Origin of the sequence: Actinopolyspora mortivallis (assembly GCF_003001495.1) — a bacterium.
In the GTDB taxonomy this organism is placed as follows: domain Bacteria; phylum Actinomycetota; class Actinomycetes; order Mycobacteriales; family Pseudonocardiaceae; genus Actinopolyspora; species Actinopolyspora mortivallis_A.
Genome location: NZ_PVSR01000014.1, coordinates 25,162 through 47,829, shown reverse-complemented (window position 1 = coordinate 47,829; position 22,668 = coordinate 25,162). Strand labels below are relative to the sequence as shown.

Here is a 22,668-nt window from a genome sequence, read left to right as displayed (position 1 = left end):
CGACCGTCCTGAGGGGATACACTGCGTGTCGACACTGTTTCCCCGGGCGACCGGACGGGAAGGCAGCCGTGGAACACGAGGAGCGCGAATCTCTCCGGCACGAGGAGGAGGGGCGGGAGTGCGCCCGGCCCTCCGCGCCGTCCGAGGACCGGTCCTCCTCCGCGACGACGAACAGCATCTCCGCGAGCAACGTCGGCAACGTCGTCCAGGCCGGAAACATCCACGGCGACGTGCACATCCACACCACCGCGAGCCCCGAGGGGGGACGGCGGGACGGTTCCTCCGCCGTGGGCGGGTCCGGAGCGGTGGACCCCCGTGTGCGGGCCGGGGCGTTCGCGGGAAGACTGGCCGCCAGGATCTTCCGCGTGCTGCTTCGGCTGGTGCGGCAGCGGTCCCCGCTGTTGCTCTGGGGCTCCCTCGTGGTCGGGCTCGCCGGGATGCTCGGCGGACTCGTCGGAGGGTCCACCATGCTGGCCGCCGACCGGGGCGCACCCGGTGACGAGTTCTCCGTCGCGTTCTTCTGGGGTGCGGTCGCCGTCGCCGTGGTGGTGGTGTTGCGGCGCCGACACCGGGCCCGGGAACGCGGGGAGAGTGGATGGCCGTCCTTCGCGCGGAGTCGGCTTTTGGCGGCCACCGGGCAGCGGGAGCGCTCCGCGCTGTGGCTGTCGGTGCTGTGCGTGGTGTTCCCGCTGAGCGCGCTCTTCCTGGGACTGGGGGTCGGGTGGTTCGGGGCGGCCGGTTTCGCGCTGCTGGGGGGTGGCGAGTACGACAGCGAACCGGCGCTCGGTGTTCTCTGCCTGCTGCTGGGGGGATACGGGCTCCGGCTCGTGCGCTCGTTGTGGTCGCGTGTCCCTCCGTACGAGAGGCCGCGTTCCCGGTGGGCCGCCGTGCTCCGCTGGGTGGGGAGCTGCCTGCTCGGCGCGGTGGCGCTCTTCTCTCTCGCTGGGATGCTGATGACCGTGACCACGGCGGTACTGCGGGGCTACGGCACGGGCGGCTTCGAGGAGCTCGAGGGGGACCTGATAGCGGTGGTGTTCGCGGCGCAGCTGGTGTTCGGGTGCGGGATGCTGCTGGTGCGCCGGCATCCGCCGGTGCGTCCGTCCGGGCGCGGACACCGGGGTGAACGCGCCCCCGAATAACCGTTCGGGCTCGTCCTCCGCGAGTGGCGGGTTTCACCGACAACCGGCCGTCCGCCGCCCGGAACAACTCCCCTGTCGGCGGCACACTGGTCCGCACGGAGGTGCCCGGAGGTCCGTTCCGGGCACCGGTCGAGTGCGCTGGAGGACGTAATGCGGATTCCGAGGGTTCCCGCCGGTGTCGACCCCACCGAGCTGCGGGGGGTGCTGGACGGTCGTTGGGCCGGGGTGCGGCGGAGGGTTCGGGAGTTGCTGGAGTCCGAGCGGCTGCCACCGGGCGACGGGCTGGACACCGAGCAGCACCGGGAACGGGTCTTCGAGCAGCTGCGGTGGCTGGGCGGCAGCGAGGTTCCCGCCCTGGGATTCCCCACCGAGTACGGGGGCCACGGCGATCGCGGCGGCTCCGTGGTGGCCATGGAGATGCTGGCGGGCAACCTCTCGCTGATGGTCAAGGCCGGTGTGCAGTGGGGCCTGTTCGGCGGGGCGCTGACGGCGCTGGGCACCGAGCGGCACCACCGGCGCCACCTGAGCTCCGTCATGGACGTGTCACTGCCGGGCTGTTTCGCCATGACCGAGACGGGGCACGGCTCGGACGTGCAGCGGCTGGCCACCACGGCCGACTTCGACCCGGAGACTGACGAGTTCGTGGTGCACACCCCCGACGAGGCCGCCCGCAAGGACTACATCGGCAACGCGGCCCGCCACGGGCGGCTGGCGGTGGTGTTCGCCCAGCTGCGCACTCCGGGTGCGGACGGCTCGCCCGAGGGACACGGGGTGCACGCGCTGCTGGTGCCGATCCGGGACGAGGCGGGTAATCCGGCTCCCGGGGTGACCCTGTCGGACTGTGGTCGCAAGGCCGGGCTGAACGGGGTGGACAACGGACGGATCGTCTTCGACCACGTGCGGGTGCCGCGCGAGGCGCTGCTGAACCGCTACGGGGACGTCTCCCCCGACGGTACCTACAGCAGCCCGATCGACGGGGTGAACAAGCGGTTCTTCACCATGCTCGGCACGTTGATCACCGGGCGGGTGTCGGTGGCGGGCACCGCCGGCTCGGCCACCAAACTGGCGCTGGAGATCGCGCTGCGTTACTCCGACGCGCGGCGCCAGTTCGAGAACCCCGGCACCGGGCAGGAGACTCCGGTGCTGGACTACCTGGCGCAGCAGCGCAGGCTGCTTCCGGCCCTGGCCACCTCCTACGCCCTGCACTTCGCCCAGGAGGAGCTGGTCTCCACGCTGCACGACCTGCACACCGACCCCGGGCGGGACCCGGACGGGCGGGCCCAGCGCGAGCTGGAGTCCCGCGCGGCGGGGATCAAGGCGGTGGCCACCTGGCACGCCACCCGCACCATCCAGGAGTGCCGCGAGGCCTGCGGCGGGGCCGGGTACCTGACGGAGAACCAACTGGCCACGTTGAAGGCGGACACCGACGTGTTCACCACCTTCGAGGGGGACAACACGGTGCTGCTGCAACTGGTGGCCAAGGGGCTGTTGACGAACTACCGGGGCCGCTTCGAGGAGCTGGGCACGCTGGGGATGGCGCGGTACGTGGCCGACCAGTTCGTGGGCACGGTGATCGAGCGGACGGCGGCCCGGTCGCTGGTCCAGCGGCTGGTGGACGCCGCACCCAACCGTGACGAGGAGGACGTGCTGTTCGACCGGGGTTGGCAGCTGCGGATGTTCGAGGAGCGGGAGCGGCACGTGCTGGACGGGGTGGCGCGCAGGCTGCGCCGCGCCGGCTCCGGGGAGGCCGATCCCTTCGAGGTGTTCAACGAGGCCCAGGACCACGTGCTGCGGGCGGCGCGGGCACACATCGACCGCGTGGTGCTGGAGGCCTTCGTCGCCGGGATCGACCGGTGTACGGACCCGGAGGCGGCCGGGATGTTGGAGCGGCTGTGCGACCTGTACGCACTGTCCAACATCGAGAACGACCGGGCCTGGTTCCTGGAGCACGAACGACTCAGCCCCGGGCGGGCCAAGTCGGTGGTCCAGGCGGTCAACGCGTTGTGCGCGCGGCTGCGTCCGCATGCGGTGCGGCTGGTGGAGGCCTTCGGCACGCCCCGCCAGTGGTTGACCGCGCCGATCGCCACGGGTGAGCAGCCCGGGTTGGGCTGAACACGGGTTCGCCGAGGGGCGACGGCCGGTGTCCCGGTGCGGGCACCGGCCGTTTTCCGGTCGCCGCCGGATCCGGAGCGGTGCGCCCTCCGATGACGGACAGACTGGCCAATATGGATAGACGTGCCGCTCGCTCCCGGGACGAGCCGCCCGGCACGGTGCGGTGTTCGCGGGCGGGGACGGCCAACACCGAAGGCCTCCGGAACCCAGTAGGGGTGGACTTCGTCGAGAAGCCGCCGCCCTGTCCCGGGCGGGTGGGGAGATTCGAGGTTCCGCACTTGCCCCTCGGGAGGACCGTGCCCGCCCCGTCCCGGCTCGTCCGAACGGGAACTCCAGCACAGCAGGAGTGTTGATCGTCATAACAGTGATGGCCCGATTCCGCTGACACCGAGTGCGCGTCCGGGGCAGGATATGCCCCGGCTTTGGACCGCGAACCGTGCACGAGGGTGCGTGTGTCCACGGCGAGCTCCGCGAGGAGGCCTCGCCCAGGGGTGTGCGGTCTGCCGGGCCGAGACGGTGGGCTGAGATGACGTCGACGCGGCACGTCCGGTCGTGGAAGTGCCGCCGAGCGATGCGCTTGTTCCGGAGAGGAATCGAGGGAAACAGTCATGCACGGATCACGGCTCCGTGGTTGTTCGGCAGTGATTCTTCTGGCCGGTCTCGTGCTCTCCTCCTGTGCTCTTCCCGCGGAGTCGGACCGGACCGGGACGGGAGGGGAGGACGTTCCCGAGTACCTGCGTGGTCTGCCTTTCGAGGAAGAACGGGATCTGGACGAGTCGGTCAGTTTGGACACCGAGGTTCTTCCGGTGTCCCCGTGCGCTTTGCACGATCCGCGAGCGGCCGCGGAACTGAGCGGCTTCACCGAGGACTCCCTTGAACCGGGACCGAAGTTGAACGAGTGCGCCCTTCGTGTGTCGGACTACGAGAACGGTCGATCCAGCTGGGTGTTCGGGATCGACGTGGGGAGGGACTTCGCGGGAGGGCTGCGGGAGGACACGCAGCTGGTTCTCATGGAGGACACGAGGTTCTACAGAACCATCTCGAAGAGTGACGGAATGGTCACCACGTGCTCCTACTACCGCGATCTTGTCCGGGGGCGTGCGATCGCGCTGGACGTGAGGTTCTCCGGTTACGTCGAGGACGAGGAGCGGGAACGGGAGATACGGTCGCACACCTGCGAAATCGGCAAGAAGTACCTGAGGAGGACGGCGCGGCGCTGGATCGACCCCCCGCGGCGCGACGAGAACATGACCGAGCCGGCTCTCCTGCTGGGGATGCGCTCCCCCTGCGTTGCCATGAAGTGGGCGATGGACAATGTTCCCCCGGTCGGGGGGAGGGTTTCCTCGACACGAGTGCACCGCTTCGATCCCTCCAACTGTACCCTGGAGGACAAGGGGGGAACGGGAGGAGCCGTAGAGAGCCGCGTGTCGGTGGATTTCGTCGTCACGGACCTTCCCGAGAACCTTCGCGGCCGGGACGAGTACGAGCCGGTGGACGTCATGGGACGTCCCGGATTCTCCGTACGTCCTCGGGACGAGTGCGAAATCACTTTCCCCTTCAGGAAGGATCCGTACGGTATCGACGTGAACGTGCGGTATCCCGATTCGGAGGTGCTCGCCCAGAGCATCAAGGTGACCACTTCTACGTGTGAGAACAGCAAACGGTTCGCCGAGGCCCTGCTGGAGAAACTTCAGTCATGAAGCGCTGGAAGGGAATGACCGGAGTCGCGGGGGCGTTGGTGCTGCTTCTGTTCGGTTCCGGGTGTAGCACCGAGGTGACCGGTGAGGCTCTGCCGTCCGTCTGTGCCGAGCACCGGGTCTCCGCGTGCTTGGACTACGAGCCGAATCCGCCCGGGGACAAGTACGTCATGCAGGTGTGGATGGAGGACAGGCGCACCGCCGGGAACATGCTGTGTTCGGCTTTTTCCGAGAAGGAGTTGAGCCGGATCATGGGGGAGGGCAACGAGTACTACCGTTACATCTCGAACGACGGTTCGAGGGCCTGCAACATAGTCACCCAGCAGTCCGGCCCGCAGAATGACCAGAAGTTCTCGGTCACGCTCAGCATGTGGGCACAGCCCATGCGCGGCTACGGGAGGGTGGACGGAAACGAGCGCACCGACGTCTCCGGTCATCCGGCCTGGGTCCGTGACTTCGACAGGGGGACGAGTCGTTCCGTGAGGTACACGATCGCCACGGGTACCTCTCCGGACACCGGAGGTGTGCTGTTCGTGCGACTCGAGACCGCGAACCCGCGTGGTGTCCAGACCGACTCGCAACCCGACTACACGCACATGGAGAACATGCACTCCTCGATAGCCGAAACCTGTGTGTCCGCGATTCTCGAATGACGTCTTCCGGGGAGATGTTCGATGGGAACAAGGTTTGTGCGCGTCGTCGCCGGTCTGCTCGCGGTGGCTTTCCTGGGTGGGGGGTGCGGCGACAGCGACCGTCCCGGCCCCGACCCGACGCGGTCGACGGAGACCGCCGAGGACTCCGCCGGGGGCGCCGAGGGGACGAACGAGCAGACGCAACCGGTCGTCCTGGGGGATCTCGATCCGCCGCGCGACGCGCGGGAGCTCGGAGCGCCCTTCGATCCGTGCGATTCGGGACTGTGGCAGGCCGTGCCGGAACGGGTTCGTCCTCCCGAACCGGGTGAGGACGAGCCAGTGGTGCTTTCTCCCCAGGACAACGAAGGTACCCCACAAGGACTCACCTGCAAGTTCGCCAACCACCAGACAAGTGCCGAAGGCACTGACGGTGTGTTACGTGTCTACGTCTCCTGGGGGAGAACTCTGCGACCTCTCGAATCCCCCGAGCGGACCACGTTCGGGTCGGGAACTCCGGGAGCGATCAAAAGGAGCCGGGCCGTGTTCCGGAGGGACAGCGAGGGAAACCCCACGGCCACCGCACCCAAGTGCGCGGCCGAAGCGGAGCTCTCCGAGGGAGAGGCGGCTGTTTCCGTGCTGAACCCGGCCTTTCCCGATGTCGCTCCGTGTGATGTCGCCCGTGCCGTCATGGACCGTGTCGTCGAGTCTTCTTCCTGAGAGGACCGATCATGAACCACCCACAGCAAGGGCCGCCCCCTGCGGGGTACGGATATCCCCATCCTCCGCCGAACGGCGGTTACCAGTTCCCGCAGTACCCCGGGTATCCGGGCTACGCGCCAGGTCAGGCGGGGCCACCGCGACGACGAGGAGCCCGTCCCTCCGTCATTCTCGCTGTGCTGGCTGGGGTGGCCACCCTGGTGTTCGGAACGGCGGCGGTGCTGTACGCCAGCACCCTGGAGCCCTCACGCGTGCTGGACAACCAGGCAGTGGAAGAGGGGGTGCAGCGCATCCTCACCGAGGAGTACTCCTTCCGGGTAAGAAGCGTCTCCTGCCCGAGTGGTCAACCGGTGGAGCCTCGAAGTCGATTCGACTGCACGGCGACCATGAAAGTGGGAGAACAACGTCGGGTTCCCGTCGTCATCGTCGATGACACCGGTCGTTATCGGGTGAGATCCCCCGAGCTCGAGTAACGAGGCGAGCAGCCGCCGGTCTTCGGAGCCGCCGGGCGGCTCATGTGTTCGGTTCCGCTCCCCTGACCGGCGTGGAAGCGGCAGGAGACGAGCGAGGACACCGCGGAGGCGGGCGACCGGAACGTGGAGAGGCGGAGCTGAGTGGGGACGAGCATGGGAAACGGGCTTCGGCGTGGTGGCGTCGTGGTTTCTGGTGTGGTGTTGAGTGTCGTGCTGACGGCGTGTTCGGTGGGTGGTCGACGGGTCACTGTGGGGTGGTGCTCGTCACAGTGGTGATCGGGGGATCTCGCTGACGTGGGGTGTGCTGATCGGGCAGGATGTGGTTCGGTTTCGGACCATGACCCGCGTGTGGGGGAGGTAGGACATGGCCCAGGACGGCTTCGAGGTTGACAAGGCCAAGCTGTGGGAAGCTCTCAACGAGCTCAAAGGAGCCCGCGACGAGGCCGAGTCTCTTGCTCGTGAATCATTGACGATTGTTCCGGGTGAGCTTACGGCCAAAGATCAGACTACTGATCAAGCGCGAGAATTTTTCCAAAAGCGGATGGTTGATTCGGATGGATCCTTGTGGAGATCTGCCAAGGATATTTATGAAAAGATTCAAGAGAAGATTGATGCATACGAAGCTGTTCTGGGAGAATATGGAGAATCGGATTACAACGCTGACGTTGGTAGTCGGAATATCGAAAGGCGAAGCTAATTAGTTATGAGTATGGAGAGTGGATCCAGGCGTAGTTTTATTGCCATAGGTGGTACAGTATTGTCCGCTGTACTGGCGGCTTGTGGTGGTTCGGGTGCCCAGCCGTCGCCCGAGCCAGGTGATCCTTCCATGGCTGGTTCATCGACCTCGCAGGACTCTTCGACAGTGGAGATCGCCAATCCGAAGGATGTCACTGCCATTGATGTGTGTGATTTGTTGCCGGACAGTGCTGCTTCTTCGCTGGGAATGAAGCCTGAGGGGGAGAGGAAATCAAACGGGCTCAAGGAGAGTCTTCCTGACGCGTGTGTCTGGGAAGATCCAGATGATGGCGGAAGCAAGATATCTCTGACTGCGATAGATGGTCGCTCGATTCAAGTTTACTATGACAATCGATCGACCTATCAAGATTTTGAAAAAATTAATGTCGAAGGGTATCCCGCTGTTCGGGCCAACAAAATAAGTTCAGAAAATCTTGGATCTTGCAACATTTTCTTGGGTGTTAATCAAAAACAAGTAGTTATGACCAGGGTTCGTCTCAATAATGAAGAGACGGGCGCGGTAAATCCCTGTGACAGGGCGAAACGAGCATTGGAACTGTCGGTGTCCTCCTGGCCTGATGCCGAGTGAGAGGAAACGGGGGAAACGATGTCTTCCACTCCGAAGATGTGCTACATAAGCAAGGCGCTACAACTTCGCGCGGACATGGCGGGTGATCCCGACGCCACGAGCCTGCCTCCTGCTGAAAGTCACGGAGCCCTTGCCTTCGAGAAGGCCGCCGAGAGGTTCGACGGTCTGGCGAAGCAGGTCGAAAACGCGTTGAAGAAGGCGGGAGAAGCACACCAGGGACGCGCCGCCGAAGCTGCCCGGGCCTCGATCTCCGAGATCAAGCCGATCGCGGAGAACGCGGCGGAGACGTCTCGGAGAGTCAAAAAGGCACTGACCGACCAGAACCAGCACCAGCACGACACCTTCTACGCCCTGCCGCAGGAGGGCGGCAAGCTGCCGGACGGACGTCCGACGCAGATGACCCCTCCGACCAAGAACTGGGCTGAGGAACACGGCCTCTCCGACATCCCCGGTTTCGGCTGGACCAGCGACTACGAGGAGAAGCAGGAGCGCTTCCAGGCCACCAACGACGAGGCCCAGCGGGTGATCACCCGCTACAGCGCGCAGACCGCGAGCAACACCCAGGGAGCCCCCCAGTTCGACCGTCCCGGGGACTCCGGTGAGACCGGTACCGCCCGGGCGTCCTACGGGACCAGCGCGGGCGAGGTCATGGGCGGCTCCTCCTTCGGCGGGAGCGCGGCTCCGGCCGGTACGGCCTCGGCGTGGGCGCCCTCGCCGAGCGGCACGGCGGTCGGCGGTTCCGTCGGCAGCGGCGCGGCAGGCGGAGCGGGCACCGTGGGCGGCGGCGGTTACGTCCCCTCCGGCTCCGGTTCGGGCAGCACCCCACCCCCGGCCGGGACCGGGTCGGCCTGGTCCCATCCTCCGGACACGGTGCGCGGCCCGGACGGCACGCTCTACCGCCAGGGCCCCGACGGCACCTGGCAGCGGCAGAACCCGTACAACGGGCGCTGGGCCCCCGCGCCCCACGGCCCTCCCGGTGCGTCCGGCGCCTCCGGCGGAGGGGCACGCGGCGGGGCCGCCGTACCGCGCGGCGGTGCGGGCTCCGGCGTGGGAGCCGGAACGGGCGTCGGTGCGGGCGGACGTGCCGGGGGTTTCGGCCCGCGCGGCGGGGAACTCGCCCCCGGTGGGCGTGCCGGTGTCGGCTCGTTCGGACCCCAGGGCGGCGGCAACACCTCCGCCTCCGGTGGTGCCGGAGCCGCGGCGGGCCGTGGTGGCGGCATGATGCGCGGCGCCCCCGTCGCGGGAGGCCAGCAGCAGGGCGGTGAGGACGAGGAGCACGAACGCCCCAGCTGGCTGACGGAGACCGAGGACGTGTTCACCAACGACATGCAACGCGTCGCCCCGCCCGTGATCGGAGCCACCCCCTACGAACAGGACACCTGACCCCGGTACCCACCGGCGACCGCGCGTCCCGCGAACGGCGCGGTCGCTGCTCGGTGACGTGACACGAACTCGGACACGGCGGACAACGATGACGCGCAACCGGATCTCGATCAGCCCGCTCGCGGCGGCCTACCTGTGCGAGCGCTACGACACCCACCCCCACCCCATGCTGCGTGTGGGAGCACCGCGGGAGGTGACCGACGAACAGCAGCGCCGCGCGGCCCACGACGCGGGAAGGCGGGAACTCCAGCAGCAGGGACTGATCGACACCGACGAGGTGCACCCCTTCCTGGAGGACGCCTGGACCCTGCTGTCCCACCCCCCGCTGGCGTTCGGTCTGGCCGTGCGCGACAACGACGGCGAGAACTTCAACGCGGTGCTCGTCGAACACGGCCGCAGCACCCTGCGGGCCTACCAGGCCGACGGGCGGGACCACGAGACGCTGGAGGACATCGTGCTCAGCAGCCACGAGTACGGAGGTCCGGCCGGCAACACCGTCCAGCTGCTCGGCGACCCGCGGGCCGCCCCCGGCGGTTCGGCGAGCCTGCCCACCGAGCTGCTGGACCGGGCGGGCAAGCACATGGCCGCCGAACCCGGCGGCAGCACGCTCACCGCCCTGAACTCCGCCGGCGTGCGGGGTGAGGACGCCCGTGCGCTGGCCAGGGCGCTCAACAGCACGCGTCACCTGGAGGCGCTCATCACCCTGCGCCTCTACGACAACCGGGTGCGTCGTGTCCACACCCTGCCGTTCGGGTTGCAGGTCTTCACCACCGACGAGGGTGCCTACTTCACCCAACGCCGGACCGGTGGGGACGGACGCGAGTGGTTCACTCTGGCCCCGGCCGACGGGCGCAAGATCACCGCCAAGCTCGACGAGATGACCAACCAGCTCCGCGCCTCGCTCCAGCGGTGACGGATTCCCTCCTGCGGCGGGCGGTGCGCCCGTTTCGGCCTCAGTGCAGTCCCGACTCCGTGGCCAGTTCCACCAGCATCGACTCGAACAGCCGCCCGGCCTCGCTGACGTCGAAGGGGAACTGCCCGAAGACCTCCAGCGCCACCTGGCCGTAGAGCCGTGCCCACCAGCGCAGCAGCAGGTACACCGCCTCGGCGCTGAGCGCCTCCCGGGGGATCTCGATGCCCTCGGCCGCGAAGGACTCCGCCAGGTCGCGCTGGCTGTCCGCCAGACCGGCCCGCAGCTCGTCCGGCAGGCTCGCGGGAGGGGAGTCCGCCACGCCCTCGGCCATCAGCGGGCCCGCCACCCTCAGGAAGACCCGACCCAGCTCGTCGTGCCGTTCCGGGTGCCCGCGGGCGTCCCGTTCGCCCGGTGCCGTCTTCTCCCCCGCGTTCGCCCCGGTGGGGGTGGCGAACACCAGGGCGAACTCGCGCGGGTGTTCCAGTGCCCAGCGCCGGAAACCCCGGCACACGGCGAAGACCTTGTCCAGGTGGCTGCCGCCGTTGCGCATACTCGCGGTCAGCTCCGCCGACAGGTCCGCGCAGACGTCCTCGCTCAGCCGGAACAGCAGTTCCTCCCGGGAGGAGTAGTAGCGGTACAGCGCCGGGGCGGTGATGCCCATCTCGCGTGCGATGGCGCGCAGCGTGACCGCCTCCTGCCCCTCGCGGACCAGCAGGTTGCGTGCCCGTCTGCGGATGTCCGGTTCCGTGGTGGACCGGGACGACTCCCGTCGAGCGACTCCGTCCATGTGTCACTCCATCGAGTGCTCTCAACGGCGATCATCGCTACAGTGGGCGAGGTAAACGCCGTTAACTCAAGGTTCGGTGGCCGTGGCCACTGTACGGTCCCACGACGTCCTCGGAGGTCCGTGTGTTCGGTTCCTGGGGAAGCTTCGCGCACCGACATCGACTGCCCGTGCTGGTGACCGTCCTGCTCGCCGTCGTGGCGGGCGGGATCTGGGGACTCGGGGTGTTCGACCGTTTCGGTCAGGGCGGGTACGAATCCCCGAACAGCGAGGCCGCCCGGGCCCAGGAGCTGGCGGACGGAGCCCTGGACTCCGGCGGCGACGTGGTGGTGCTCTACGACGTCGGACCCGGCGGGAACGTGGACGACCCCGCCTTCGGCGAACGCGTCCGCGAGCGGCTCTCCGCGCTGCCCGACTCCGCCGTCGAGCAGGTCACCTCCTACTGGCGGACCCCGAACCCCGCCCTGGTCAACGAGGACGGAACCATCGGGCTGGCCACCATCGAGCTCGCCGGGGACGAGGACGACAGGATCGAGGCCTACGAACGGATCCGGGACGAGCTCGACGTGGCCGGGGCCGACACGGACGTGGCCGGCAGCGTGCCCATCCAGGTCTCCATGAGCCGACAGTCCCAGCACGACCTGGCCATGGCCGAGGCGGTGTCCATGCCCGTGGTGCTGGTGCTGCTGGTGGTCATCTTCGGCGGGGTGGTGGCCGCCGCCCTACCCGTGCTGGTCGGAGGCATGGCCGTGTTCGGCTCGTTCGGGCTGCTGCACCTGATCTCGCTGCTCACCGACGTCAACACCTTCGCCGTCAACGTGGCCAGCCTGCTCGGCCTCGGCCTGGCCATCGACTACGGGCTGTTCATCGTCGGACGTTTCCGCGAGGAACTGGCCACCGGAGCGGACACGGGCACGGCGGTGCGCCACACCGTCGGCACCGCCGGACGCACCGTGGCCTTCTCCGCCACCCTGCTGGTGCTGGCGCTGGGCACCCTGCTGCTGTTCCCGCAGAGCTTCCTGCGTTCCCTCGCCTACGGCGGGATGTCCTCGGTGTCGCTGGCCGCCGTGGTCTCCCTGACCGTGCTGCCGGCGATCCTGGGGATGCTCGGCGGGCGGGTGGACGGGCTCGCCGTGCCGTGGCGCCGCGGGGGACACGACGCCGCGCACGTTCCCGGGCGTGGCTGGTCCCGCTTCGCCTCGGCGGTGATGAAACGGCCGCTGCTCACGGCGGTCCCGATCATCGCCGTGCTGCTGTTGCTCGGCGCCCCCTTCCTCGGCAGCACCTTCGGCACCCCGGACGAGCGGGTGCTGCCCAAGGACGACCCGGCCAGGCAGGGCATCGAGAAACTCCGTTCCGAGTTCCCCGCCATGAGCGGTGACAACGTCCGCGTCGTCGTGGACGGCGGGGACACGCCGCCGCGTCCGCCGGAGCTGCGGAACTACTCGAGGGAGGTGGCCGAGATCCGGGGGATCGGCCAGGTGCGTCCCGCGGGCAGCGCCGAGGGGGTCGTGGTGCTGGAGGCCACCCTGGAGGGCGACCCCTTCGGGGAGCGTGCCAACGAGGCGGTCGACGAGATCCGCTCCCTCGCCCCGCCGCCGGACAGCGAGGTGCTGGTGGGAGGGACCACGGCGCTGAACCTGGACAGCCTGCGGGACACGGTCGAGACCCTGCCGTGGGTGGCCGCTCTGCTGGTCGGGTCCACCCTGGTGCTGATGTTCCTCGCGTTCGGTTCGGTGGTGCTGCCGATCAAGGCCGTGGTGCTCAGCGCACTGAGCCTGTCCGCCACGTTCGGGGTACTCACCTGGATCTTCGTCGACGGACACGGGGCCGGACTGCTCAACGTGACCCCGGCACCGATGTCGGTGGGCGTCGTCGTGCTGATGGCCTCGGTGGTGTTCGGACTGTCCACCGACTACGAGGTGTTCCTGCTGTCCCGGATGGTCGAGGCTCGTGCCGAGGGGCGGAGCACCCCGGAGGCGGTGCGCACCGGCCTGGCCCGCACCGGCAGGATGATCACCGCGGCCGCGCTGCTGCTCATCGTGGTGACCGGGGCGTTCGCCTTCTCCGGGGTGACGATGATGCGGTTCATCGGCGTGGGCATGATCGTGGCGCTGGTGCTGGACGCCACCGTGGTGCGGATGGTGCTGGTGCCCGCGCTGCTGCGGCTGCTCGGCGACGTCTCGTGGTGGTCTCCGGGCGGGAGACGGCGGGCGCTGCGGGGTGCCTCCGTCGAGCGGGGGGCGGATGGCCCCCGACGGTCGGAGCCGGAGTCCACACGCTGAGTGCGGGAGACCCTCCCCGGCCGGAGGGGCCCCGGAGGGCGTCGCCGCGACCGGGTGCGTCATCGTGAGGGGATCCGTCCACGGAGGTGGTTCATGGCCGAGCACGACGAGCGCTCCGAGGGCTCGGGAACGGCGGACGGGGCGGGTGTGGTCGTCTACGCCCGCCCGGGGTGCCCGTTCTGCACCAGGTTGCGTTCCGGGCTGCGCAGGTACGGGGTCGAGTACACCGAGATAGACATCTGGCGGGACGAGCGGGCTGCCGCGACCGTGCGTTCCCTGGCTGACGGCAACGAGACGGTTCCCACCGTGGTCGTCGGTCCCTGGTCGGGGGTCAATCCGTCCGCGGCCGAGGTGCGCGCTGCCGCGGCCGAACACGCTCCCGAGGCGTTGCCCGAGTCCGAGCCGGGGCTGGTGGACGGGACGTTGAAAGCGCTCGGGTTGCGGGACAGGAAGCGGTGAGGTCCGCTGAGCGGCACGGTGCCGCTCAGCGGGGTTCGCGCGTTGCGTGGTTGGGCCGGGGCCGACCGCACGGGGGGCTTTACGGCCGACCCCAGCGGTTGTGCTCGTCGGTGGCGCGATACCGACGAACAGCAACCACTCCAGTCTGACGCCTGGGTGGCCGAAAACGATGCGGTTTCGGGCCGAATGACCCCCGAATGGGGGTGTAATGAGCCCGAGATCGCGACCCAGGCCGCCTCGTGGAGTGGTGTGGGTCACCCTTCCGCGAACAGCTGGGAGGGGTGTCTCCTCCCGGGGCCGCTCGTGGGGTCGTGGCGGGATAACAGGGCGCGTCCCCGTGTTCCTCCACGACGCGTTCGCGGGTTCCGCCGCCTGCCGGCGGAGAGCCTGCCCAGGCCGACCGGGAGCCGTTCCGGAGGGGCCAGGCTGGTGTCCACGGGTTCGCCGCCGCACACCGCCCGGTGGGGGAGTCCGCCTCCGGCGGCCTCACCGCTCGGCAACTGTGCTCGGATGTCCGGTGTTCGTGTCACGTTTCGTTGTGTCATACCCCCAGCCTGCTAGTCAGGAAGGGGGAAGCGGATCCGTGCTGTTACTCAGGAGTTACCTATTGTCGGAACTGTTCTGCTCCGAAAGAGTGAAGTAGGAATTCTCCCGGCTTCCGTGCGCGGAGTGTCCACTGGTCGAATCACACCGTGATCCCCGTGTCGTTCCCGCCGGCTCCCACGGGGCGGAACGCTGGGCATCGCGGTGTTCCCGGAGCGAAAGGTATGGTCTAGACCATGTTGCGATTGAGTGGTGTCGGTGTCAGCGGCGGGCAGGCCGCCGGGCCCGTCGTGCGGGTGGCCGAGCCCCTGCCCGAACCCCCGTCCACCCCGGCCGTCCAGGACCACGACGCTGAGGCAGCGCGGATCGGACCGGCAGCCGAAGCCGTGGCCACCGGCCTGTTCACCCGCGCCTCGGGGGTCGAGGGGGACGCGAAGGCCGTCCTGGAAACCACGGCCGCCATGGCCATGGACCCCTCGCTGAGCTCGCGCGCCGAACAGCTCGTACGGCAGCGCTCCCTGCCCGCCCCCCGAGCCGTACTCGAAGCCGCCGAGGAGTTCGCCGAGTCCCTGCGGGCCACCGGCGGGTACCTGGCCGAGCGGGTGCGCGACATCCACGACGTGCGGGACCGGATCATCGCCGAACTGCTCGGGGTGCTGCCCCCCGGCGTGCCCACCCTGACCGAACCGAGCGTGCTGCTGGCCCGCGACCTCGCCCCCGCCGACACGGCCGACCTCGATCCCGACCTGGTGCTGGCCCTGGTCACCGAGGAGGGCGGCCCCACCAGCCACACCGCCATCCTCGCCCGCTCGCTCGGCATCCCCGCCGTGGTCGCCGTGCGGGGCCTGCTCGCCGAGACCACCGCCGTGGCGGCCGAGGTCGACGGCGACTCCGGGGACGTCGCCCTGTCCACCGAGCCGATCGAGGTGCGGTCCCCCGAGCGCGCCTCCGGAGCGGACTGGACCGGCACCGGCGGGACCTCGGACGGACACCGCGTCAAGATCCTCGCCAACGTCGGGGCCGCCGCCGATGCCACCACGGCGGTCTCCCGGGGTGCGGAGGGCGTCGGACTCTTCCGCACCGAGTTCTGCTACCTGGCCGCCTCGGACGAACCGGACGTCGCCACCCAGCGCGCCGCCTACGCGGAGGTTCTGCGTCCCTTCGCGGGCAGGCCCGTGGTCGTGCGGACCCTCGACGCCGGGGCCGACAAACCCCTCGGGTTCCTGAACACCGCCGAGGAACCGAACCCGGCCCTGGGTGTGCGGGGACTGCGGATCGCCTTCGACAACCCCGGGGTGTTGGACCGTCAGCTGGAGGCGATCGCGGCTGCCGCCGACGACTCGGGTGCCGAGGTCTCGGTCATGGCTCCCATGGTCGCCACCGCCGAGGAGGCGGGCTGGTTCACCGAACGCGCCAGGGCGGTGGGCATCGGGCGGGCCGGGGTGATGGTCGAGGTTCCCGCCGCGGCGCTGGCGGCCCGGGAGCTGGTCGAGGCGGTGGACTTCGTCAGCATCGGTACCAACGACCTGGCCCAGTACGTCTTCGCCGCCGACCGTCAGTTGGGTGCGCTGGCCGAGCTGAACGATCCCTGGCAGCCCGCCCTGCTGCGGCTGATCGAACTGATCGGCCGGGCCGGAACGGACACCGGCAGGCCCGTCGGTGTGTGCGGGGAGGCCGCCGCCGACCCCCTGCTGGCGCGTGTCCTGGTCGGACTGGGAGTCAGCAGCCTGTCCATGGTGGCCACCGCCGTACCCGCCGTGGGCGGGGCGCTGGCCGCGAGCACGCACCAGCAGTGCGCACGGGCCGCCGAAGCGGCCCTGGCGGCTCCGAACCCCGGGCGGGCCCGTGCCGCCACCCGCGAAGCCCTGGAGTGACCCGGAGCCCGACGATCCCGGCCGGGATCGTCGGGGGACCTACTCCTCCGGTGTGCCGTCCCGGTCGAGTCCGTGCTCGATCGCGTACCGCGCCAGCTCCACCCTGTTGTGCAGCTGGAGCTTGCGCAGGGTGGACTGCACGTGATTCTCCACCGTGCGGTGGGAGATCACCAGCTTGTTCGCGATCTGCCGCGCGGTCAGCCCCTTGGCCACCTGGCGCAGCACGTCGGTCTCCCGGTCGGTCAGCCGGGGAGGCTGCTGCTCGGAGTCGTCGGGGTTGACCGCCATGCGCCGGTACTCCCCCAGCACCAGACCGGCCAGACCGGCGGTGAACACCGCGTCCCCCACGGCGGTGCGCCGGATCGCGTCCACCAGTTCCTCCACGGAGGCGGACTTGACCAGGTAGCCGGAAGCACCGGCCTTGACCGCCTCCAGCACGTCACCGTGCTCCCCGCTGGCCGAGAGCACCAGCACCCGGGTTCCGGAGATCTCCTGGGTGATCTGCCTGGTGGCCTCCACCCCGGAGGTGTCCCCCAGGTTGAGGTCCATCAGCACCACGTCCGGCCGCACCGTGCGCGCGATGCGCAGCGCGGAAACCGCGTCTCCCGTGGTGGCGCCGATCCGGAACCCGCGTTCGGTGAGGTCCCGCGCCACACCGTCTCTCCATATCGGATGGTCGTCGACCACCATCACCGAAACGTCCGAGCCAGTCATGCCGTCGTTCCTCCATGCTGCCCACGTGTCCCTCCCGCGGACCGGCCGTGTTCCGGCTCGCCACGGGGAAGATGGATCTCCCACTCGGTGCCCTCCCCCTCGGCCGTGTCCAGAGTGATCCTCCCACCCAGGCTCTCCACGCGACCACGGATCGACCGGGCGACACCCATTCGGCCGTCGGCGGCGGCCTGCTCCAACCGTCCCTCGGGGATTCCCGGACCGTCGTCGCGGATGCTGAGCACCACCTCCGTGCCCAGGTCCTCCAGCAGCACCCAGGCGTGCGCCCGTGGTCCGGCGTGTTTGTCCACGTTCTGCAACGCCTCCCGGGTCACCGAGAACAGCGCGGACACGCTCGCCGCGGGCAGTTCGACCCGGGTGGCCGGCACCGACACGCTGACCCGCTCACTGTCCAAGGTGCGCAACTGTGCCGCCAGGTCGGTGCTGCCGCCCACGGACTCGGCGGGACCGGTGGAGACCAGCGCGCGTAGTGCCGTCTCCTGTTCCCCGGCCAGGGTCGCCAGCTCGGCGGCCTCCCCGCCCAGTTGGCTGCCCCGGCTGCGCACCCGGGCCAACACCTGGAGAACGCTGTCGTGGATGTCGCGGGCCAGCCGTTCCCGCTCGGCCGTGGCCGCCTCGGCCCGCAGCGCCCGCGCCAACCGCTCCGTGGAGTGCCGGGCCGTGTCCGCGGCCAGTCCCAGCAGCAGACCGATCGCGATGTGCAGCACGGTGTCCATCCACATGTTGGGGTCGATGTAACCGCGCATGGCGAAGTTGGCGGCCGCGGCGGCGACGCCGCTGACGGCCCCGCCGGGCATTCCCCACCGCACCGCGGCCGCCGTCACCATCGAGGCGTGCCAGACGGTGACCACGGTGGGTAGCCCCGTGTCCATTTGCCGGTCGGTGAGCACGAAGTAGCACAGCGCGAACAAACCCATGGTCACGACCTGGTCGAGAGCCACCATGGCGTTGGTCCGCCCGGAGGGCTTGCCGTAGCGCCAGCAGGTGAAGGCGGTCCACAGCACCATCGCCACCAGGATCGCCGTCCCCAGCACGGGTCTGCGGTAGTCGGGCACCAGCACCACGAACCACACCAGGGCGTACAGCAGGGTGAGGATCCTGAGTCCGTTGTGCGCGCGCCAGAGGGGGATCCGGCCGTCCGGTACGGCCTCGCCTCCGGAGGAGGTGTCGCCGGCGGCTTCCGGAACGAGTGTGCTCGTCACCAGCCCGGCGACCCGGCGTGGAGCCACCCGCCGCCGGGACTCCTCCGCGCGCCCGCTCGTCTCGGCTTTCCGCTCGCCCGTGCTGACCAACTTCGGAAGTCCTTTCCGGTGATGTGCCAAGGAGCCACTCGTGTGGACGGATGCGGTGGGGTTTCCGTTCCACCTCCCGGCCGCCCGAGGGTTCCCGTGTGGACATCCTCTCCCGGCACGGGGCGCGGGCACGACCCGTGAGCGTCCTCCGTGCCGGAACCGTGGCCGAGCACACAGCCGCTTCCCCGTCGAGAGGGGGAACGGATCCGGCACACCGGAGGAATCCGCCGCCCGAACGTTCGACGGAATTAGCCCGCATCGGCGATCAACCTCCGCGAGCGTCGGTGAAAAGCACCACGTGACGGATCTTGCTGGCAGGGTTGTGGTGATTGTGCACACTGTTTGCCCGGACGAGCGCGTTTTTCCCGGGGACGGAATCGTTCCTCCGGGACCGTGTCGAGTCCCGCGGCAGAACCAGGGGAGGAACCAGTGGGGGAATGGCCACTGTGGAAACTGCGGCCCGCGGCCCTGTGCTACGTGCTCCTCGTGCAGTTCGCGGCGGCGTTGACGATCTACGTGGTGGTCGTCACCACCGATCCGCCCACCGGATGGGAGTTGTACAGGTTCGGGATGCTCGCTCTCACCGGAGGAGCGGTGATCATCGGAACCTCCCTGTCCATCCAGCTGCGTGAGGGGGTGCGCCGCAATCCCTGGACGATCCACATCTGCTACCTCGTCGCGGGCCTGTTGCTGCTGCCTCCGAACCTGCTCGTGCTGTTGCTGCTCGGCCCGGCCCTGCACGGAGTGCTCGACGTGCGGGAGGAACCGCACCGGTGGATGTTCATCAACGCGGCCACCGTGCTGGCCACCTTTGCCGCGCGGCTGGTGCTGGGATGGCACACCCCGCGGTGGACCCTGCTCGCCCTGCTGGCCTCCTGCACCGTCCTGCTCCTGCTGCGTGCCGTGCTCGTTTCGGTCGGGTTGTGGCTGCGCAGCCCGCAGGCATCCCGGTCCGAGATCCTCGGTGATCCCATAGACGTGCTGCTGGGGGTGGTCGCGGTCAGTCTCGGCGCGCTGCTGGCCGTGGCCGTGCAGTACGACCCCGTCAGCGCGCTGCTGGCGGCTCCGCCCATGGCGCTGCTGGACCTGGCCGGGCAGCTTCCGCAGTGGCGCCGCTCGGCCCAGCGCGACGCCAAGACCGGCCTGATGAACGCCGTGCACTGGGAGAAGTTCGCCCGGACCGAACTGGTCCGGGCCCGCTCCCGGAAAGCCCCGGTGTCGGTGCTGTTGCTGGATCTGGACCACTTCAAACGGGTCAACGACGAACTGGGGCATCTCGCGGGTGACGCCGCGCTGGCCTCGGTCGCGTTGATGCTGCGCGGCAGCGTGCGCAAGGGGGACCTGGTGGGCCGGTTCGGCGGGGAGGAGTTCGTCGTGCTGCTTCCGGAGACCGACACCGCGGCCGCCTGGGAGGTCGCCCATCGGATCAGACGCTCCACCGCGGCCCTGTCCGTACCGGCCCGGGACACCGCCGGGGTGACCCACGAACTCGACAACCTGACCATCAGCATCGGTGTGGCCTGCACCGGCACGCTCGGCTACGAGCTCGGGGACCTGCTCGTGGCCGCCGACGCGGCGCTGCTCGCGGCCAAGGCAGGGGGACGCAACGCGGTCAGCATGGCCTGATCGGCACGCCCCGGCGCCGGGACTTCGGGGCGTGGTCCCGGGCTCGGTCAGGTCTGCGGGTGCGACTCGTCCCCGGTGTCGGCGGAGCTCGTGTCGGTGCCGGAGGAGGACTCCTCCTCCGGCGGCTTCGCCGCCACCTCCCCGGCGGCGAGAGCGCGCACGGCGGAGTTGACCATGGCCAGCACCGGCACGGCCAGCAGCGCCCCGATGATGCCGGCGACGATCACGCCGACGCTGATCGACAGCACCACCGCCAGCGGATGCAACCGCACGGCGCGGCCGATCAGCAGGGGCTGGAGCACGTTGCCCTCCAACTGCTGCACCCCGAGCACCACGGCGAGCACCAGCAGGGCCGCTATCGGTCCCTTGGCCACCAGCGCCACCAGGACGGCCACCGCACCGGAGGCGACCGCACCGACGATCGGGACGAACGAGGCGAGGAACACCAGGGCCGCCAGCGGCACCACCAGCGGCACACCGATGATCGCCAACCCCACCCCGATGCCGAGGGCGTCCCCCACCGCCACCAGGCCGGTGGCCCGGATGTAGCCGACCAGCGACTCGAATCCCCGGGTGCCGGCCAGGTCGATACGGGAACGAGCCACCTCGGGCAGCGGCCCCAGCAGGAACAGCCAGATCCTCCTGCCGTCGTGCAGGAAGAAGATCAGGGTGAACAGCATCAGCAACATGCCGGTGAGGAAGTTGCCCACGGTGGTGGCCGTGGACAGCGCCCCGCTGGTCAGCTGTTGCTGGTTGTCCTCCAACCAGGTGCCTACCTGGTCGATGTAGTTGTTGATCTGTTCCTGGCCCAGGTGCAGCGGTCCGCTGGCCAGCCACTCGCGGATGGTGTTCAGGCTCGCGACCAGTTGCCGTTGCAGGTCGGGCAGGCCGGCCACGAAGGCGTTGATGACGAAGGTCAGGATTCCGCCGACGGCCGCCAACCCACCGACGAGCACGACGGCCGTGGCCAGTCCCCGTGGCACCCGCATCCTGGCCAGCGCCGAGACGGCGGGGGCCAGCAGCGCGGAGAACAGCAGGGCGATCGCGACGGGGATCACCACCACCGACAGTTTGCCCACGACCCAGCCGAGGGCGTAGAGCATTCCGAAGATGACCAGCAGCCGCCAGCCGAGGGCCGCCGTGACACGTATCGCGGGGGGGATCCGGGCGATCTCGTCGGAGTTCGTGACCTTGCTGACGCTCACAGGGCCACACTAGCGGTGCGCGGCCGGAGAATGGTGGGGCCGATCTCGCCGAGTGGGCCGCCGTCCCGACACACGGTGGGATCCGTCCCGGTCGGTCGGGCTCCGGGGAGGCTCGGTACCCACCGGCGTCCCAACGTGTGGGCGGGTCGGTGCTCCCGTTCGCTTCCGCGGGGCGCCCTGCCCTGCCGGCACGGGCAACATCACACGATGTGAGTAAGTCAGTGCGGAACGGATGCGTTGTCCGGGGGCGCTTTGGAAGAGTGATCCTCGGCGATTCGCTGGGAGTGCCTTCGGCGTGGAGATCGCGACGACGCGGAAGAGCCCGAGCCCGGTGGCCGGTCCCCGTGGGACCGGCCCGGCAGGGCCGCTCGTCCGTCCCTTCGGAGGTGCTCCGGCGTTGACGTTGTCCGAAGGAGGCCGCTGAGTCCCATGTCCGTTGACGATCAGTGCTCGTCGGCGGCCGACCGCCAACGGCGGTGGCTGTACCGCGCGCTGATCGTGGTGGGTGGCACGGTGGCCGGGATCTCGGCGGCGTGCCTGCTCGGGACCGCCCACGCCTCCTCATTGGCCGAGTCGGACACCGCGGACCGGACACCGTCGCGGGCGCAGCGGCAGGCCTCCCCCCAACAGGAAGGCCGTGCCGACAGCGGTCCGCTGGCCGGGCTGGTCCGCTCCCTGACGGGAGCCACGGAACGCCACGACGGCGCGGAGGCCGCGGGGACGACCTCCGAGGAGGACGCGCGGCACTCCGACGCAACCGGGTCCCCGAGCGCGGACGGTCGGCAAAGCGCCACGTCCTCCGCCGAGAGTTCCGGGAAAGGCGACTCCGGGGTGAGCACTGTGCTCGATCCCGTCACCGACTCCGTCACCTCCGGGGTGGAGACGGTGCGGCGGGGCGCCGAGCCCGTCCTCGATCCGGTGCGCCGGGCCGCCGACACGGTGGTTTCCGGCACGAGCGGGCAGGACTCCCTGACCGGAGCGGTCGGAGGGGAACTCGAACGGGTGCGTGACACGCTGGTGACCACTGACTCCCACGAGGTCCAGCGTTCCTCGCAAAACACGGTCACCCACCCCGCACCGTCCCGGCCGCGACGGACACCGGACGTCCACACGGAACCGACGACCGAGCGGACTCCCGAGGCCGACAGGGACTCGACACGCTCGCGGACACTGACGAGCCGCTCCCCCTCCGTCGCCACTGCGGGAGCCGAACACCTCCTGCCCGAGCCTGCCGTGCGGAAGGAACCCGCCAACAGGCAGCGCTCCCTCGATCTTCCCCCCTTCAGCGGCGGCGGTTGCGCCTGCGGCACCGACACCACCAACCCGAGTGGTGGTTCGGCTTCCGGGATCGGACTGACCGGCTGGGTACCCGCCACTCCCGCCGTCACCGCGAAGCCGCTCTCCGCGACCGGTTCCGGAACCACTCCCCCCGTGGACACCGAGGGCCCCCAACCGGGCACCACCCCCGACTGATTCTC

The 22,668-nt window shown here is 69.5% G+C and carries 20 protein-coding genes; 15 read left to right on the top strand and 5 right to left on the bottom strand.

Annotation, left to right across the window (positions count from 1 at the left end):
- The first annotated feature begins 68 nt into the window (after nucleotides 1-68).
- The 10 genes from CEP50_RS10280 (at nucleotide 69) to CEP50_RS10240 (ending at nucleotide 10,390) form a co-directional block, all read left to right on the top strand.
- The gene (locus CEP50_RS10280; RefSeq protein WP_106113724.1) at nucleotides 69-1,139 is read left to right on the top strand and encodes a hypothetical protein; all 1,071 of its coding nucleotides are present in this window, start codon (nucleotides 69-71) and stop codon (nucleotides 1,137-1,139) included.
- Between the two features lie 150 nt (nucleotides 1,140-1,289).
- Entirely contained in the window at nucleotides 1,290-3,251 is a 1,962-nt protein-coding gene (locus CEP50_RS10275; protein WP_106113723.1) for an acyl-CoA dehydrogenase family protein, read from the top strand.
- Nucleotides 3,252-3,859: 608 nt separating this feature from the next.
- The gene (locus CEP50_RS10270) at nucleotides 3,860-4,951 is read left to right on the top strand and encodes a hypothetical protein (protein ID WP_146134791.1); all 1,092 of its coding nucleotides are present in this window, start codon (nucleotides 3,860-3,862) and stop codon (nucleotides 4,949-4,951) included.
- Nucleotides 4,948-5,601 carry a hypothetical protein gene (locus tag CEP50_RS10265; RefSeq protein ID WP_106113721.1) on the top strand — a complete coding sequence of 218 codons (654 nt, stop codon included), beginning with the start codon at nucleotides 4,948-4,950 and terminating at the stop codon, nucleotides 5,599-5,601. Before CEP50_RS10270 ends, CEP50_RS10265 begins: the two co-directional genes overlap by 4 nt.
- 21 nt (nucleotides 5,602-5,622) lie before the next feature.
- On the top strand, nucleotides 5,623-6,297 hold the full coding sequence (locus CEP50_RS10260; RefSeq protein WP_146134790.1) for a hypothetical protein: 675 nt from the start codon (nucleotides 5,623-5,625) through the stop codon (nucleotides 6,295-6,297).
- Nucleotides 6,298-6,308: 11 nt separating this feature from the next.
- Complete coding sequence (locus CEP50_RS10255; RefSeq protein ID WP_106113719.1) at nucleotides 6,309-6,770, top strand: DUF4333 domain-containing protein; 462 nt, start codon at nucleotides 6,309-6,311, stop codon at nucleotides 6,768-6,770.
- A gap of 364 nt (nucleotides 6,771-7,134) precedes the next feature.
- Nucleotides 7,135-7,467 carry a hypothetical protein gene (locus tag CEP50_RS19870; protein ID WP_146134789.1) on the top strand — a complete coding sequence of 111 codons (333 nt, stop codon included), beginning with the start codon at nucleotides 7,135-7,137 and terminating at the stop codon, nucleotides 7,465-7,467.
- Nucleotides 7,468-7,527: 60 nt separating this feature from the next.
- Nucleotides 7,528-8,094 carry a DUF3558 domain-containing protein gene (locus tag CEP50_RS10250; protein ID WP_219905422.1) on the top strand — a complete coding sequence of 189 codons (567 nt, stop codon included), beginning with the start codon at nucleotides 7,528-7,530 and terminating at the stop codon, nucleotides 8,092-8,094.
- A gap of 18 nt (nucleotides 8,095-8,112) precedes the next feature.
- Nucleotides 8,113-9,477, top strand: a complete 1,365-nt coding sequence (locus CEP50_RS10245) for a hypothetical protein (protein ID WP_258175139.1) — start codon at nucleotides 8,113-8,115, stop codon at nucleotides 9,475-9,477.
- 88 nt (nucleotides 9,478-9,565) lie between these two features.
- Complete coding sequence (locus CEP50_RS10240) at nucleotides 9,566-10,390, top strand: ESX secretion-associated protein EspG (protein WP_106113717.1); 825 nt, start codon at nucleotides 9,566-9,568, stop codon at nucleotides 10,388-10,390.
- Nucleotides 10,391-10,430: 40 nt separating this feature from the next.
- Here CEP50_RS10240 and CEP50_RS10235 read toward each other — a convergent pair whose 3' ends face one another.
- The gene (locus CEP50_RS10235) at nucleotides 10,431-11,177 is read right to left on the bottom strand and encodes a TetR/AcrR family transcriptional regulator (protein ID WP_106113716.1); all 747 of its coding nucleotides are present in this window, start codon (nucleotides 11,175-11,177) and stop codon (nucleotides 10,431-10,433) included.
- A 122-nt stretch (nucleotides 11,178-11,299) separates the two neighbouring features.
- On the opposite strand from CEP50_RS10235, the gene CEP50_RS10230 reads away from it, so the two are divergent.
- Both CEP50_RS10230 and CEP50_RS10225 read left to right on the top strand, forming a co-directional pair.
- The gene (locus CEP50_RS10230) at nucleotides 11,300-13,459 is read left to right on the top strand and encodes an MMPL family transporter (RefSeq protein WP_106113715.1); all 2,160 of its coding nucleotides are present in this window, start codon (nucleotides 11,300-11,302) and stop codon (nucleotides 13,457-13,459) included.
- 93 nt (nucleotides 13,460-13,552) lie between these two features.
- On the top strand, nucleotides 13,553-13,918 hold the full coding sequence (locus tag CEP50_RS10225; protein WP_106113714.1) for a glutaredoxin family protein: 366 nt from the start codon (nucleotides 13,553-13,555) through the stop codon (nucleotides 13,916-13,918).
- A 254-nt stretch (nucleotides 13,919-14,172) separates the two neighbouring features.
- On the opposite strand, the gene CEP50_RS19865 is transcribed toward CEP50_RS10225, so the two are convergent.
- On the bottom strand, nucleotides 14,173-14,463 hold the full coding sequence (locus CEP50_RS19865; RefSeq protein ID WP_146134788.1) for a hypothetical protein: 291 nt from the start codon (nucleotides 14,461-14,463) through the stop codon (nucleotides 14,173-14,175).
- A gap of 234 nt (nucleotides 14,464-14,697) precedes the next feature.
- Here CEP50_RS19865 and ptsP point away from each other — a divergent pair, with 234 nt between their 5' ends.
- Complete coding sequence (ptsP, locus tag CEP50_RS10220) at nucleotides 14,698-16,335, top strand: phosphoenolpyruvate--protein phosphotransferase (RefSeq protein ID WP_106113713.1); 1,638 nt, start codon at nucleotides 14,698-14,700, stop codon at nucleotides 16,333-16,335.
- 39 nt (nucleotides 16,336-16,374) lie between these two features.
- Here ptsP and CEP50_RS10215 read toward each other — a convergent pair whose 3' ends face one another.
- Both CEP50_RS10215 and macS read right to left on the bottom strand, forming a co-directional pair.
- Entirely contained in the window at nucleotides 16,375-17,049 is a 675-nt protein-coding gene (locus CEP50_RS10215) for a response regulator (protein ID WP_019856165.1), read from the bottom strand.
- A complete protein-coding gene (macS, locus tag CEP50_RS10210) occupies nucleotides 17,046-18,359 on the bottom strand; it encodes a MacS family sensor histidine kinase (protein WP_106113712.1) in 1,314 nt (437 codons plus the stop codon). Before macS ends, CEP50_RS10215 begins: the two co-directional genes overlap by 4 nt.
- Before the next feature lie 429 nt (nucleotides 18,360-18,788).
- Here macS and CEP50_RS10205 point away from each other — a divergent pair, with 429 nt between their 5' ends.
- Entirely contained in the window at nucleotides 18,789-19,985 is a 1,197-nt protein-coding gene (locus CEP50_RS10205; protein ID WP_106113711.1) for a GGDEF domain-containing protein, read from the top strand.
- A 47-nt stretch (nucleotides 19,986-20,032) separates the two neighbouring features.
- Here CEP50_RS10205 and CEP50_RS10200 read toward each other — a convergent pair whose 3' ends face one another.
- Nucleotides 20,033-21,190: an AI-2E family transporter gene (locus CEP50_RS10200; RefSeq protein WP_106113710.1), complete on the bottom strand. Its 1,158-nt coding sequence runs from the start codon at nucleotides 21,188-21,190 to the stop codon at nucleotides 20,033-20,035.
- Between the two features lie 429 nt (nucleotides 21,191-21,619).
- Between CEP50_RS10200 and CEP50_RS10195 the strand changes: the two genes are divergently transcribed.
- Entirely contained in the window at nucleotides 21,620-22,663 is a 1,044-nt protein-coding gene (locus CEP50_RS10195; RefSeq protein ID WP_106113709.1) for a hypothetical protein, read from the top strand.
- Nucleotides 22,664-22,668: the final 5 nt, after the last annotated feature.